Annotated in this window: 13 protein-coding genes; 9 read left to right on the top strand and 4 right to left on the bottom strand. The window is 71.0% G+C overall.

What is annotated here, in order from left to right; translation table 11 throughout:
• The first annotated feature begins 35 nt into the window (after positions 1-35).
• Together ACFO0C_RS28050 and ACFO0C_RS28045 are read left to right on the top strand one after the other, a co-directional pair.
• Positions 36-1,559 carry a S8 family serine peptidase gene (locus tag ACFO0C_RS28050; protein WP_378069689.1) on the top strand — a complete coding sequence of 508 codons (1,524 nt, stop codon included), beginning with the start codon at positions 36-38 and terminating at the stop codon, positions 1,557-1,559.
• Between the two features lie 81 nt (positions 1,560-1,640).
• Entirely contained in the window at positions 1,641-4,094 is a 2,454-nt protein-coding gene (locus ACFO0C_RS28045; RefSeq protein WP_378069688.1) for a putative bifunctional diguanylate cyclase/phosphodiesterase, read from the top strand.
• A gap of 37 nt (positions 4,095-4,131) precedes the next feature.
• Here the strand turns inward: ACFO0C_RS28045 and ACFO0C_RS28040 are convergent, their stop codons facing one another.
• Positions 4,132-5,670 (bottom strand): endonuclease NucS domain-containing protein, encoded by a 1,539-nt coding sequence (locus tag ACFO0C_RS28040; RefSeq protein WP_378069687.1) that lies wholly within the window; start codon positions 5,668-5,670, stop codon positions 4,132-4,134.
• Between the two features lie 132 nt (positions 5,671-5,802).
• The gene (locus ACFO0C_RS28035) at positions 5,803-7,380 is read right to left on the bottom strand and encodes a flavin monoamine oxidase family protein (protein WP_378069686.1); all 1,578 of its coding nucleotides are present in this window, start codon (positions 7,378-7,380) and stop codon (positions 5,803-5,805) included.
• Positions 7,381-7,524: 144 nt separating this feature from the next.
• Between ACFO0C_RS28035 and ACFO0C_RS28030 the strand changes: the two genes are divergently transcribed.
• Positions 7,525-8,313 carry an SAM-dependent methyltransferase gene (locus ACFO0C_RS28030; protein WP_378069685.1) on the top strand — a complete coding sequence of 263 codons (789 nt, stop codon included), beginning with the start codon at positions 7,525-7,527 and terminating at the stop codon, positions 8,311-8,313.
• Here ACFO0C_RS28030 and ACFO0C_RS28025 read toward each other — a convergent pair.
• The gene (locus ACFO0C_RS28025; protein ID WP_378069684.1) at positions 8,306-9,343 is read right to left on the bottom strand and encodes a zinc-dependent alcohol dehydrogenase family protein; all 1,038 of its coding nucleotides are present in this window, start codon (positions 9,341-9,343) and stop codon (positions 8,306-8,308) included. The two genes, ACFO0C_RS28030 and ACFO0C_RS28025, sit on opposite strands and share 8 nt — an antisense overlap.
• 70 nt (positions 9,344-9,413) lie before the next feature.
• On the opposite strand from ACFO0C_RS28025, the gene ACFO0C_RS28020 reads away from it, so the two are divergent.
• Positions 9,414-9,638: a hypothetical protein gene (locus tag ACFO0C_RS28020; RefSeq protein WP_378069683.1), complete on the top strand. Its 225-nt coding sequence runs from the start codon at positions 9,414-9,416 to the stop codon at positions 9,636-9,638.
• A gap of 3 nt (positions 9,639-9,641) precedes the next feature.
• On the opposite strand, the gene ACFO0C_RS28015 is transcribed toward ACFO0C_RS28020, so the two are convergent.
• On the bottom strand, positions 9,642-9,947 hold the full coding sequence (locus ACFO0C_RS28015; protein ID WP_378069682.1) for a hypothetical protein: 306 nt from the start codon (positions 9,945-9,947) through the stop codon (positions 9,642-9,644).
• A 120-nt stretch (positions 9,948-10,067) separates the two neighbouring features.
• On the opposite strand from ACFO0C_RS28015, the gene ACFO0C_RS28010 reads away from it, so the two are divergent.
• Genes ACFO0C_RS28010 through ACFO0C_RS27990 form a run of 5 tightly spaced genes read left to right on the top strand, consistent with a single transcriptional unit; the run spans position 10,068 to position 14,260 of the window.
• Entirely contained in the window at positions 10,068-10,979 is a 912-nt protein-coding gene (locus tag ACFO0C_RS28010; RefSeq protein WP_378069681.1) for an NAD-dependent epimerase/dehydratase family protein, read from the top strand.
• Positions 10,972-12,117 (top strand): glycosyltransferase, encoded by a 1,146-nt coding sequence (locus tag ACFO0C_RS28005; protein ID WP_378069680.1) that lies wholly within the window; start codon positions 10,972-10,974, stop codon positions 12,115-12,117. Before ACFO0C_RS28010 ends, ACFO0C_RS28005 begins: the two co-directional genes overlap by 8 nt.
• Before the next feature lie 12 nt (positions 12,118-12,129).
• Positions 12,130-12,840 carry a hypothetical protein gene (locus tag ACFO0C_RS28000; protein ID WP_378069679.1) on the top strand — a complete coding sequence of 237 codons (711 nt, stop codon included), beginning with the start codon at positions 12,130-12,132 and terminating at the stop codon, positions 12,838-12,840.
• Positions 12,837-13,175: a hypothetical protein gene (locus ACFO0C_RS27995; RefSeq protein ID WP_378069678.1), complete on the top strand. Its 339-nt coding sequence runs from the start codon at positions 12,837-12,839 to the stop codon at positions 13,173-13,175. Before ACFO0C_RS28000 ends, ACFO0C_RS27995 begins: the two co-directional genes overlap by 4 nt.
• Entirely contained in the window at positions 13,175-14,260 is a 1,086-nt protein-coding gene (locus tag ACFO0C_RS27990) for a glycosyltransferase family 4 protein (protein ID WP_378069677.1), read from the top strand. Before ACFO0C_RS27995 ends, ACFO0C_RS27990 begins: the two co-directional genes overlap by 1 nt.
• Positions 14,261-14,288: the final 28 nt, after the last annotated feature.

The following is a 14,288-nucleotide window of genomic DNA, read 5'->3' as shown; positions in this document are numbered from 1 at the left end:
CGATGCCCGCCTCCTGCGTCAGGGAAGGGGAGCGGATGGTGGAGACGAGACGATGGGTCCGGCGAACAGGACTCGGTGTCGTGGCGGCGTTGCTCGCGACGACACCGTTCGGTGCCGGCCCGGCTCACGCGGCGGAACCGGCGGTGGAGCTGGCCGGTAGCGACTGGCTCGACCTCGGTGGGGCCAACGCCGCCGTCGGCGTGGTGAAGAACGCGGCCGGCGGCAAGGTGACGAACGGGACGGTCGACACGGCGTCGCTGACCGGGGCGGGCATCGGTGTCGCTCTGATCGACTCGGGTGTCGCCCCGGTCGCCGGCCTGAACCAGCCCGGAAAGGTGATCAACGGCCCGGACCTGTCGTTCGAGTCGCAGACTCCCGGCCTGCAGAACATCGACACCTACGGGCACGGCACGCACATGGCCGGCATCATCGCCGGTTCCGATCCGGCGAACGGCTTCGAGGGCATCGCCCCCGGCGCGCACCTGATCAGCCTGAAGACGGCCGCCTACGACGGTGCGGTCGACGTCTCGCAGATCATCGCGGCGATCGACTGGGTGGTCGCGCACCGCAACGACCCGGGACTCAACATCCGGGTGCTGAACCTGTCGTTCGGCACCGACTCGATCCAGCCGTCCCTGATCGACCCGCTCTCCTTCGCGGTGGAGACGGCCTGGCGCAAGGGCATCGTGGTGGTCGCCAGCACCGGCAACGACGGTGCCGCCCGGGTCACGAATCCGGCCTCCAACCCGTACGTCCTCGCGGTCGGCGCGGCCGACCCGAACGGCACCGCCGCCCGCGCCGACGACACGGTCGCCGCGTTCAGCAACCGTGGCAACGCGGTCCGGCACCCGGACCTGATCGCCGCCGGCCGGTCGCTGGTGTCGCTGCGGGTCCCGGGTTCGTACATCGACACGACGTATCCGGCGGCCCGTGTCGGTGACCGGCTGTTCCGTGGCAGCGGCACCTCGCAGGCCGCGGCCGTCGTCTCCGGCTCGGTGGCCCTGCTGCTCCAGCAGCGCCCCGGACTCAGCCCGGACCAGGTCAAACAGCTCCTGATCAAGACCGCCGACCCGCTCCCCAAGCCGGACCCGATCGGCTCCGGCGCCGGACAGCTGGACATCGCCGAGGCCTCCGCCCTGATCGCGCCGCTCAACGCCACCCAGGTGTGGGCGCCGGCGACCGGACTCGGGTCGCTGGAGGCCGCCCGCGGCACCAGCCACGTCGCCGACGGCGTCACCGGGGCCGAACTGACCGGGGAACGCGACATCTTCGGCATGCCGTGGATCCCGCTCACGTGGGCGGCGGTCGCCCGGAACGGCAAGGCGTGGAACGGCGGCACGTGGAACGGCTCGGTCTGGTCCGGGCAGGCCTTCACCGGCACGTCCTGGGCGTCGGCCACGTGGGCGGTCGTGTCCTGGACCGGCAGATCCTGGGCCGGGCGGTCCTGGAACGGCGACAGCTGGGCCGGGCGATCCTGGAACGGCGCGACCTGGACCGGGCGATCCTGGAACAGCGGAACCTGGGCCGGACGGTCCTGGGCGGGCCGAAGCTGGGGCTGATCGGGGCACCGCCACGCGCGTTCACTCAACCCCGGCGCGCTGCCGCCGACAGGGAGAACGTACAGCCGGGAGGGGAGGACCATGGGACGCGGAGGAGCCCGCACGCCCGGCGCACGGGTCCTCGCCCTCTCGGCGGCGCTCGCGATCGCGGTCGTGCTCGTGCAGGCGGGGATGGGGCAGCTCCTCGGTCCACCCCCGCCGCACAGCGCGAGCCTGCTGCTGCTCGGCACCCTGGCTCTGCTGTTCGCCCTGGCCGAGCGGTTCACCGTCAAGTTCCCGGTGCGCCGGGGCGCGCACACGATGAGCCTGAGCGAGATCCCGCTGGTCCTCGGCCTCGTCATGATCCACCCGGCGTTGCTGCTGCTGGTCCGTCTGGCCGGGGCACTCGCCGGGCTGATCGTGCTGCGCGGCCAGCGGGGCGGCAAACTCGTCTTCAACACGACGCTCTACCTGACCCAGGCGACCACCGCCGCCGTGGTGTTCCACCTGCTGCGCGGCACCGCCGACCCGTACGGGCCGGTCGGCTGGGCGGCCGCGTTCGCCGCGACGTTCGCCGCCGACCTGGTGTCGATCGTGCTGATCAGCGCGGTCATCGCCCTGCACGACGACAGCCAGGAGTGGCGGCGGCTGCTCAGTGCCGACGTCAAAGAGCTGCTGCAGATGCCGCTGGTCGCGGTCTCCACCACCCTTGCGCTGGTCACCGCCATGCTGGTCCGGCAGCAGATCTGGGCGGCGCTGCTGCTCGGGGTGCTGGTCTTCTGTGCCTACCGGGTGTTCGACCGGTACGCCCAGCAGACCCGTACCCACCAGCAGGTGGAGGACCTCTACCGCTTCACGCGATCGCTGGACGGGCTGACCGACGCGCGGGAGGTGACCCGTACCGTGCTCGGCCAGGCCCGCGACATCGTCCGTACCGAGGAGGCCGCGCTCGTCGTCCCGCAGGACGGCCGGACCGTCCGGATGCTCCTGCACGGCCGGGAACAGTTCGCCGTCTCGCCGCTCGCCGGTGACGCGGACGACTGGTGGCAGCCGGCCGCTACCGGCACACCGGTGCTCGGGGAGGACCGGATCGCGGTGCCGGTCCGCCTCGGGGAGCAGACCGGGGTGCTGCTCGTGACCGGATGCATGGCCGACACGCCCGCCTTCACCGACGACCACCATCGCCTGCTGCAGGCGATGGCCTCGCACGCCGGGGCCGCCCTGTCCGAGGTGCGGCTGCTGGAGCGGCTGCGCCACACGGCCGCGCACGACCCGCTGACCGGGCTGCCCAACCGCCAGCGGTACCTCGCCGACCTGCAGGAGGCCACCGACGCGGCGGTCGCCACGGGCGGGACGGTCGGGGTGCTGCTGCTGGACCTGGATCGTTTCAAGGACGTCAACGACGGGCTCGGCCACGACACCGGCGACGACCTGCTGCGGCAGATCGGCCGGCGTCTCGAGGAACGGTACGGCCGGCGCGGCACCGTGTCCCGGTTCGGCGGCGACGAGTTCGCGCTGATCATCCGGGACGGCGGCGACCAGGAGGTGATCGCGGCGCTCGCCGAGGACGTACGGCGTACCGTCGAGCTGCCCGCACCCGTCGGCGACCTGGAGCTGGACGTGCAGGTCAGCATCGGGGTGTGCGTGGCCCCGGAGCACGGCGACGACGCCGATCTGCTGCTGCGCCGGGCCGACCTGGCGATGTATGCGGCCAAGGACACCCGCTGCGGTGTCCGCGTCTACCAGCCCGAGGACGACCACGACACGGCCCGCCGTCTCGCTCTGATGGCCGGCCTGCGCGTCGCCGTCGAGTCGGGCACACTCACCGTCGTCTACCAGCCGAAGGTCGACCCGGCCACCGGCCGCCCGCTGGGCGCCGAGGCGCTGGTGCGCTGGCAGCACGACGGCCGGCCGGTGCCGCCGGACGAGTTCATCCCGCTCGCCGAGCGGGCCCGCCTGATCGGACCGCTGACCTGGCACGTCCTGGACACCGCGCTCGGCGAGTGCGCGACCTGGCGCGGCCTCGGCCACCCGCTGTCGGTGGCGGTCAACCTGTCCCCCGACATGCTGACCGACCCCGGTCTGACCGGCCGGATCGAGCAGGCCCTGCACCGTCACGACCTGCCGGCCGGAGCGCTCACCCTGGAGATCACCGAGAACGCGATCATGGCCGACCCGACCGGCGCCCGGCGCACCCTCGACGCCCTGCACGGCCTGGGCGTGAAGCTCTCCATCGACGACTTCGGCACCGGGCACTCGTCGCTGGGGCGGCTGGCCCACCTGCCGATCCACGAGGTCAAGATCGACAAGAGTTTCGTACGGCACATCGTCACCGACCGCACCCGGCGCGCGGTGACCGACGCCGCGCTGCAGCTGGCCCGCGCCCTCGACCTGACCGTCGTGGCAGAGGGCGTCGAGGAGCAGGACGAACTCGACTACCTCCGCGAGCACGGCTGCGACGCCATCCAGGGATACCTGATCTCCAAGCCGATCCCGCCGCTGGAGTTCCTGACCTGGCTGGAGAAGACCCGGACCGGCGGCCGCCTGCCGGTGTGACATCGGTACGCCCCGCCGGCCCACCCGCCTGGCAGAGCTAGGCCCGGGTGATGTCCTTCCGTAGTCTCGCTGCGAGTGCCGCGAATTCGTCCTGGTGGGCTGTGATGAGATCCGGCAGCGGCCGGCGATCGTGCCAGAGCGGAGTGCCGCCTTCGATTTCATCGGGCGGTCTGCGTACCAGGGACCCGTCGACCAGTTCGAGGAGAACGCCGTCGGCGTTGTCCGGGCTCCATTCGAAGACCGCGTACTCGAGGCCGACCAGTTCCAGCATCATCTCATCCGAGACGATCGGATCGCCGAGGCGGCCGCCCAGCGCCCAGCTGATGGTGTCGCCGTAGACCGTCTCGAACGCATCGATGATTCCGGTGTACGTGCCGCTGTGGACAAGGCAGCCCTTTAGCCGCCTTTCGACTCGCTGGTCCCGTATCGCCATGACCTCCAGTCCCGGCAGATAGTTCGCCAGCTCATCTGGCCATCCATGGGCGAACGCCGAGACGAAGTCGCACGGATTGAACACCAGAGCGGCGACGTCCATCGCGTACGGCAGTTCCGCGACCTCCCGGAGCCAGCGATCGGTGACACTCATCCATCGGGGGTTCGCCGAGGCGGCGTAGGCGATCCTGCCGACGAATCGGTCCCATCGCTGTTCGTGGTCGGAGCGGGCGATACCCGTATACCGGATGGCGGAGAGGCCGCCGCCCGTCGCGGCTTCCCGGGCCAGGTCCTGGCTAGGGAAGATCATCTCACTGCGGAACACTCCGCGCCGCCGGGTCGTGCCCATCGTCCAGTCCGGACTCTGCAGCAGGCTCTGGAGGACCTCGGGCCTGCCGGTCTCCACCGATCCGGTGATCGATTGCTGGCAGAGGAAGTACAGCGCGAGGTACTCGGTGGGGAAGTCCGCTGGGGCATCCGAGAGGTCGTACTCCTGATCGTCGGCGACTTTCGACAGTTTCATCTCGGCGGTACTCCCCGGGTCGACATTGCCGAACACGAGGTAGAGCAACGGGGGGTTGACCGGATGCGTGAACTCGAAGCCGATCAAATTCTCCACGTCGACCGTGTCGAGCCGGGAGTTCACCCACTCCCACAGCCGCCCCAGATCCTGGTCCCAGGGCTGTATCGAGAGTTGGAGCGGTGTAGGACCGACAAGTGCTGTCGGCGGAAGAGCGTGGACTTCGGTCGAAGAGACCGGGGTCGGGCCGTCAGGTTCGAGGCCCAGTTGATAGCCGCGGAGATCAACCGACCATTCACGCACCGCCTGGCTGAACGGGGCGAGCAGTTCCCGCCAGTGCGTGGAGACCAGGGCGACCCGGACGTCGGCGGCCCCCAGCCTCATCTGCTGGCGCATCAGCTCGACATACTTGTGCAGTTCATGCAGCCCTTCCCGGGCGGCGTTGTCCGAGCGTTTCAGCTCGATGATGACGTAGGCCCCGGTGAGATCCTTTGCGAGGATGTCGACTCGTCCGCTGGAACCGACCGCGTTCGGTAGCTGGAAGTTGGTTTTCACCAGCGTGAGCCCAGCCTCGATGATCGACAGGTTTTCCGCCAGTTTGTCCCGGATATCATCCTCATGCATCGGCGCCACACTACGGCAGTGCTTCAACTCCTGAGGCGCTTTCCTGACGGGGTCGGCGTACCGCCGTTGAGCCGGACAGCGGGTGGGATGTGACCGGAGTGTTCGCGTCGGCCGCCGGGGTGCGGGCGGCGGTCAGCCGGTGAGGACCCGGCGGTGCAGGGCGGTGACCGCGGCGCGGGCCGACAGGAACGCGCCGTGCTGCCACGCGACGGCCTGGCTCAGCCAGTCACCGGCGAAGTAGACCCGCCCGGCCGGCTGGAGCAGCAGGCGGAAGGCGGTGTTGTCGTCCCACGGGGCGTAGTTCCAGGCGGCCTCCAGATGGGGCGTGCGATGCCAGGCGACGGAGAAGGCCGAGTCGAGTTCGGTGCGGTACTTCGGGCCGTGGATCCGCTCGCCCCGCTCGACGGCCCGGGCGGTGCGCTCGGCCGGTGGAAGGGCCCCGTAGGCCTCGGCGGCGTCGGCGAAGTGGTAGTAACCCACCAGCAGGCCGCGCGGGGCGTGGAAGTCGTGCGACGGGTACCACACCTGGCCGATGTCCAGGTCGGTCTGGGTGCTGCCGCCGTAGATGCGCAGGTCCCGCTCCCACCAGCGGCTGCGGTACTCCAGGCCGATCTTCCCGGCGGCGAACGGGAGGAACGCGCCGAGTGCCGCCGTGACGTCCGGGCCCAGGTTGTGCGGGATCCGGGCCATCAGGTTCGGCGGCAGCGCGGCGACGCAGAAGTCCGCGGTGATCTCCCGCTCCCGGCCGCCCTGCCGGAAGGTCACGGTCACGTCCGCGTCCCGGCCGGTGACCCGCAGGACCTCGGCGCCGGGACGGACCCGCTGTGCTCCGACCCGGCCGGTGAGCGCGGCGGCGATCCGGTCCATGCCACCGACCGGCTGGAACATCATCATCGCCTGGTCGTAGCCGGACTCGAAGCTCAGATAGCGGCCGACCCCGCTGGCGAACACGTCCGACAGCGACGGCGGCCCGGGCAGCGGTGTGCCGCGATCCTCGCCGGCGCCGGGGTACGACGTGAAGCCCCGCCGGCTCGACCCGGTGTAGCGGTGCTCGCTCCCGATGTCACCGAAGTCCTCCAGGAAGGCCAGCAGCCGCTCCTTGTCCTCGGAGGTCAGCACAGCGTCGAGCGCGCCCTGGTCGGTGGCCTTGGCGAGCAGCTCCGACACGTACCCGTAGAGGTCGGCTTTTGCGGTCCGGAATCGCACCGGTGACCCGCCCGCCTGGCTGTGGATGAGGGTGTCGGCGTTGGCATTGACGAACGGCTCGATGGGCACGCCCAGCTCACGGCAGTAGTCGAGGGTGACCATCCACTGGGCGATCCGGGCCGGACCGGCGTTGAGATAGGTGCCGGGGGAGAAGGCGGCGCGTTGGGTGTGGCCGTCCAGATCGGTTTCCGCACGCCCGCCGCGGACCGTCAGGTTGCGGCCGCCGGCGACGTCACGTGCCTCCAGGACCGTGCAGTCGTAACCGGCCTTGCCGAGCTCGTAGGCCGCGGTGAGCCCGGCGATGCCGCCGCCCAGGATGACGACCTTGCGGGCGGCGCGGCCGGTCAGGTGGAAATCAGCCGGCCGCGGCGGTGCGAAATCCGGCGTCGTGGTGCGCACCGGCGCGTACCCGAGCGCACCCATCGTCGCGAAGAGTGCACCAGCCCCGCCGGTGACACCCACCGAGGTGAGAAACCTCCGCCGTGTGAGCTCCCCGTCACCCATGACCCGACCCTGCCGCCGGTGGGTCACACCGTCATCTATCGATGGTTGCGGATCGGTAACCGGTGCGGCCGGCGGGACGGGGTGGCGCGGACCGTGCCCGGTATGTCAAGTTGAGGCCCCGCTGAACGTTTTCGAGGAGCTTCCATGCCGCCCGGCGACCTCCAGACCGACCGTCCGCACTCCGCGCGGATCTACGACTACCTGCTGGGCGGGAAGGACAACTTCGAGGCCGACCGGCGGGCCGCCGAGCAGATGCTCCAGCACACGCCCGGGCTGCCGATCTCGATGCGGGCCAACCGCCGGTTCATGGCCAAGGTCGTCGGGTTCCTCGCCGACCGCGGGATCCGCCAGTTCCTCGACGTCGGCACCGGCCTGCCCACGTCGCCCAACCTGCACGAGGTCGTCCAGCGGATCGCCCCTGAGGCGACCGTCGTCTACGTCGACAACGATCCTCTCGTGCTCACCCACGCCCGGGCCCTGCTCACCCCGGTCGGCACCGGCTCTGTCTCCTACCTCGACGCCGACCTGCGGCAGCCGGAGACGATCCTGGCGGCCGACGCGGTCGCGAAAGGCTTCGACCTGTCCCGGCCGGTCGCCCTCACCATGATCGCGGTGCTCCAGCACGTGATCGACGACGAGCAGGCCCGCGAGATCATCGGGCGGCTGATGGCACCACTGCCGGCCGGGAGCGCGCTGGCGCTGTCCGCGGTGACGGTCGAGAACGACCCGAACGGCGCCGGTACGGTGCGGACGTACAACCAGAACGGTGTGCCGGTCGTCGCCCGGACCCGGGCGGGGGTGGAGGCGCTGTTCGGCGGGTTCGAGCTGGTGGAGCCGGGTGTCGTCCCGGTCCACCACTGGAAGCCGGTCGACCTCGACAAGGGCGTCGACGACGCCGCCGTCTACATGTACGGGGGAGTGGCCTTCAAATGAGCCGGGGGTCGATCATCGTCATCCCGGCGACGGTGGTGGTGTCGAAGACCGGTAGCAGCGACGCCGCCTCGGTCAGTCCGATGGTGCGCTCGATCAGCCGCCGCGGATCCAGCCGTCCCCGCGCGATCAGCGCCATCATCTCCGGATAGTCCACAGCCGCCATGCCGTGGCTGCCGAGGACGTCGAGTTCCCAGCCGATGACCCGGGCCATCGGCACCCGCGGGTGTCCGCCGACCGGCGGCAGCAACCCGACCTGCACGTGCCGGCCGCGCCGCCGGAGGCTCAGGATCGCGTCGGAGCAGGCCTGCTCGGCGCCGACCGCGTCGACGGCGACATGGCTGCCACCTCCGGTCAGCTCGGCGACGGCGGCCGGGACGTCGCCGCCGGTGAGAAGCGTGTGCTCGGCGCCCAGTTCGGCGGCGGCCGCGAGTGCCGCCGGATTGCGGTCGACGGCGACGACCCGGCCGCCCAGGGCGCGGGCGATCATCACGGCGCTCAGGCCGACACCACCGGCGCCGATCACGGTCACCCACTCGCCCTCGGTCACCCGCGCGCGGCCGGCCAGCGCCCGGTACGCCGTGGCGAATCGGCAGCCCAGCCCGGCGGCCGCCTCGAAACCGACGTCACCGGGGATGGCCACCAGGTTGGTGTCGGCGGCGTGCAGGGCCACGAGCTCGGCGAACGAACCCCAGTGGGTGAACCCGGGCTGCTCCTGACCGGGGCACACCTGCGCCTGCCCGGCCCGGCACCACTCGCAGCGCCCGCACCCGCACACGAACGGGACGGTCACCCGGTCGCCGGCCGCCCACCGCTCGACGCCGGCACCGGTCGACGCGACCACGCCGGCCAGCTCGTGACCGGGCACGTGCGGCAGGGTGATCTCGTCGTGGCCGGCCCAGCCGTGCCAGTCGCTGCGGCACAGGCCCGTCGCCATCACCCGCACCACCACACCGCCGGGCGGGGCTGACGGCTCCGGCACCTCCCGAACCTCGGGCTGACCCTCGAACGCATCGAACACCACGGCACGCATCCGGACATCCTCGCAGGCGGGACGGCTAAATCGATGGTGCCGTGCGCGTGCGGTGGGCGAGGATCCGGCGGTGACGAACACTCCTGAGGGATTCACCTACCGGATACGCAAGAACGGCGAGGTCGAGATGCTGCACCACGGGCGGCCGGCCGGTGTGCTGCGCGGCGCCAAGGCGGCCCGCTTCCTGGCCGACGTCGACAACGAGGACCCGCAGGAGCTGATGGCCCGGCTGACCGGCAACTACCGGCACGGCAACGAGCGGACCGCGAAGAACCATCCCCGGAACCGGCGGTAACGGTCAGTCGTCGTCGGGTTTCGTGTAGTAGTTGTTGGTCATCGTGGCGCTCGTACCGTCGCCGATCTGCACATTCCCGCTGCTGCGGAAACCCTTGATGGTGATCCGGCTCCCGCCCGCCGGGGTGTCCTCCTGGGAGCGGCGCCGTAGCGCCGCGACCGCTGTCACCCCGGCGATGACCAGGGCCAGCAGGAAACTGCCGACACTCGCATACTGGTCGGCGTCGCCCAGCGACTCCCTTGTCCCGAAGAAGATCCCGGCCAGCACGAACGCCACCACGAACCCACCCGCGGTCAGCCACAACCTCACCGCCGTCACCACCACCCCTGCTCGGTCTGCGTCTCCAAGGATGACGCAACCCGGCAATCGTCGCGGCGAGCCTGGACAGGGCGTGAACGTGCCGCTTCCGGCGGCTACTACAGTGCGTCTGTGCGGGTTGTGGTCACGGGGGCGGCGGGCTTCATCGGCAGCCATCTCGCGCAGGCCCTGGCGGCCGCGGGGCGCGACGTGCTCGCGGTCGACTCGCGAAAGCGGGGCGCATCGACGGCCAACATCGCCGAGCTCGCCCGGGCCGGCCTCACGATCATCGATCGCGACCTGGTCACCGATGATCTGGCGGACCTGGCGGACGTCGACATCGTCCTGCATCTCGCGGGGCGGCCGGGGGTGCGGACCTCGTTCGGGGCGGGTGCGGCCGACACCCATCGGGACAACGTGGTGGCCACCGAGCGGCTGGTCGCGGCGTGCGCGGCCACACGGCCACGGTTCGTGTTCGCTTCCAGTTCGTCGGTCTACGGGGACGCCGACCGGCCTTGCGACGAGGACGACAGGATCGACCCGCGCAGCCCGTATGCGAGATCGAAATCGGACGCCGAGACCCTCGTGCGGGGATCCGGTCTGCCCGCGGTCGTGCTGCGGTACTTCTCGGTCTACGGACCGCGGCAGCGCCCGGACATGGCCTTCCACCGGTTCATCGAGGCCGCTCTCGACGGCTCACCGGCACCGCTCTACGGCGACGGTGGCCAGAGCCGGTCATTCACGTTCGTCGGCGACGTCGTCGGCGCGACCATCCGCGCGGCGAGCGTCCCGGTGCCGCCGGGCACGATCATCAACGTCGGCCATCCGGTCACCGTCCGTGTGCGAGACGCCCTCGATCGCATCGGTACGCTCCTCGGCGCCCCACCTCCGACGGTCACCAAGGACCGTGCCCCCGGCGACGTGACCCGCACCTGGGCCGGCACCGCACGCGCCTCCCACCTGCTCGGATGGAACGCCACGACCGGGCTGGACGACGGCTTGGCCCAGCAGATCGCGTGGCATCGGAGGAGACGCCGTGGATGACAGGCACCGTGCCGCCTATGTGGCGTTCGACCGGTTCCCGTCGGCGAAGGGCTCGGCGGTGCACATCCGGCACATGGCCGCCGAGCTGTTCGAGCGGTACGGCGGCGGCCTGCTGTGCGTGCTGGGCGGCGGTGACCTGCCCGCCTACCAGCGTGAGGGCGCCGTGGAGATCGTCCGCTTCACCGATGTGGTGCCGAACCTGCTGGACCGGGCGCAGGCCTTCTCCGCGTGGGTGGCCGACCGGCTCGAACCCCACCACGACACCCTGGAACTCTGCCATGTGCGTGACCCGTGGAGTGCGCTGCCCGCCCTCGGGACCGGCGCGCCGTTGATCTTCGAGGCGAACGGGCTGCCGTCGATCGAACTGCCCTACGCGTGGCCGATGGCCGCCCCGTCGACGCTGGCCAAGGTCCGTGAGATCGAGGAGCACTGTCTGCGTCATGCGTCGGCGGTGGTCGTTCCGTCGTACGTCATCCGGAATGCCGTGACCGATCGCGGTGTGGCGCCGGACCGTGTGCATCTGGTGCCGAACGGCGCCGATCCGGTGGCGGCCGACGTGCCGCGCCCACCGGACGCGCCGGGCCGATATGTGGTCTATGTCGGTGTGCTGCAACCGTGGCAGGGTGTCGACGTGCTGTTGCGGGCGTTCGCGCGGCTGGCCGATCTGACCGATCTGTCGCTCGTGGTGTGCTCGTCGGTGACGCCGTCGCGGTCCCGCCCGCTGGTCCGGCTCGCCGAACGGCTGGGAGTGCGGGTGACCTGGCGTTTCCAGTTGCCACACGAGGAGGTCGCCGGCTGGTTCGCGCACGCCGAGCTGTCGGTGGCGCCGCTGATCGCCACGCCGCGCAACCTGGAGCAGGGGTGCAGCCCGATCAAGGTGTGGGAGTCGATGGCCGCCGGGACCGCCGTCGTCGCCTCCGACCTTCCGGTGATCCGTGAGGTTCTGGGCGATCTGGGCCGGTTCGTGCCGCCGGGGCGCCCAGCCGAGCTGGCCCGCGCGATCCGGGTCCTCCTGGAATACCCGGAACTCCGCCGTGACCTGGGCGAACGCTCCCGCCAGAAGATCATCGACGGATTCACCTGGAAACACGCGCGATCCCGGCTGTCCGACGTCTATGACCTGGTAGCAGGCCACTGATAGGTTCCGGTCATGTTCTTCTGGCGCAAGCAGAAGGCCGCGATCGCCGGATTCCATCCGCTGCACCAGGCGCTCATCCACGAGCGCGGGTTCTCCGCGACGCAGCCGGCGGCTGGCTGGGTCGCGCTCACCACCAGCCTCCACCGGCATGCCGGTCTGGTCAGCCGCTCGAAATGGGCGCTGCCGCCGCGGATGCTGGACGTCATCGTGCCGCTGATCGACGAGATCTGCACCGACCTCGGACGCAAGGGCACCCTGACGATCACCGCCGACCTGCGCGGCCACGAAGCGCCCGGCAAGAGCCATCCGCCCCGTGACCTGCCGGTCCGCCCGCCGGTGAAGTCGGCCACCGACACCTGGAGCATCGACCCGTGGCTGCGGCTGCGCGCCGACCTGCGCGACGGCAGCGTCCTGGAGGTGCTGGTCGTCGACCGCGTGCGAACCCGCCGGGTCACCAAACGCAACCCGCGCGGCAAGACCAAGATCAAACGCAAGACCAAGCAGGTGCAGATCATCAAGGTACGGCGGAAGCTGCCACCCGGCATCCCCGGTCAACGGCCCGCCTCCGCCCCGCCACGCTGGATCCAGACCGTGGTCCGCGACGGCCCGCGCCGCAGCGTGACAGCCGCCGCCAAGGTGACCCGCAAACCACAGTCCCCCCACGAGCAGGTCGACTGGATCCTCGCCGTCGCCACCGAACCGTTCCGCTGGAGTGCACGATGACGCCCTGCGCGGTCACCACCGGCTTCTTCACCCTCGGCAAGTGCGGGCAGATGGCGGTGGCCGGCTGCTCCTCCTGCGGCCGGGCGATCTGCGCCGACCACATCGCCGACGGCGGCCTGTGCCCCGAGTGCGCGGCCGCCCGCAACCAGCTCAGCCACCCGGCCGCGGTCGCCGCCCGCCGTCGCCGCTCCTACCGGCAGCGTTCGTCCGAGCAGTACGCCGACACCGTCTGGTACACGAGTTTCGACACGTTCGACCGGGCCGCCTTCGACCCGGACGCCGGAGCCCGGCAGGACTACCTCGACGACGGCGACGGCGCCCTGGTGGACAGTTGATGCGGCTGCTCTGGGTCACCGAGAACCATCCGCCCAGCCCCGGCGGCATGGCCAACTCCTGCGACCGGATCGTCCGCGGGCTGCGCGGCGCCGGCGTGCGGGTCGACGTCGTGCACCTGAGCCGACGCACCGGCCACCACCGGGAGGAAGGGCTGCGGGTGGTGCCGCTCGGTGACGACCCGGAGCACGCGCTGCGCCGGCTGTGGACCGTTCTCGAACCGGGGATCGGCGACTACACCCACGTCGTCGCGTTCGGTGGTACCTATCCGATGCTGGCCGCGCCCGTCTACGCCCGGTGGGGTGGCCTGCCACTGGTCACGCTGCTGCGCGGCAACGACTTCGACACCGGCATGTTCTCGCTGCGCCGTCAGCCGGTCGTCCTGGAGGCGCTACGCTCGTCGGCCCACGTCTGCGTCGTCGCCGCCTCCACGGCGCCGCAGGTCAGTGCCCTCGCCCCGGACACGCCGGTCACGTGGGTCGCCAACAGCATCGACACCACCGAATGGCGGATCCTGCCGTCCGAACAGCGCGCCGCCGCGGCCTGGCGTGCCGCCAACGTCGCCCCCGGACATCGCACGATCGGTGTGATCGGGCAGCTCAAGAACAAGAAGGGCGTACGGCTGCTGCTCGATGCCCTTCCCGCCGGCCGTTTCCACCTGATCCTGGCCGGAGACCTGGAGCCCGGCATCGGTGAATGGCTGGCCGCACATCCGGCGGTCGCGCACACGGTCCTGCCGTTCCAGGACCGCTACCAGCTGCTGTCGGTCTACGCGTCGTGCGATCTGGTGGCACTGCCGTCGTTCTACGACGGCCTGCCGAACGTCGCCCTGGAAGCCGCGGCCCTCGGGATCCCACTGCTCACGTCGGACGCCGGCGGCCTGGCCGACCTGGTGGACGACGAGATCGGTTTCCGGTTCCCGGCCGGCGACCCACACGCCTGCCGCGCCGCCGTCCACCGTGCCGCCACCGCAACCGAGGCCGACCTGACCGCCCTGGGCGAGGCCGGAGCCCGGCGGGTCCGCGACCGGTTCGGCATCGCCGGCGAGACCGACGGCTACCTGAAGGTGCTGGAATCCGTCCGGTGATCACCCGCCGCCCCGGTAATCCGGCGCC

Origin of the sequence: Actinoplanes subglobosus (genome assembly GCF_042650585.1) — a bacterium.
Classification (GTDB): domain Bacteria; phylum Actinomycetota; class Actinomycetes; order Mycobacteriales; family Micromonosporaceae; genus Actinoplanes; species Actinoplanes subglobosus.
This window is presented reverse-complemented; position numbering and strand designations above follow the sequence as displayed.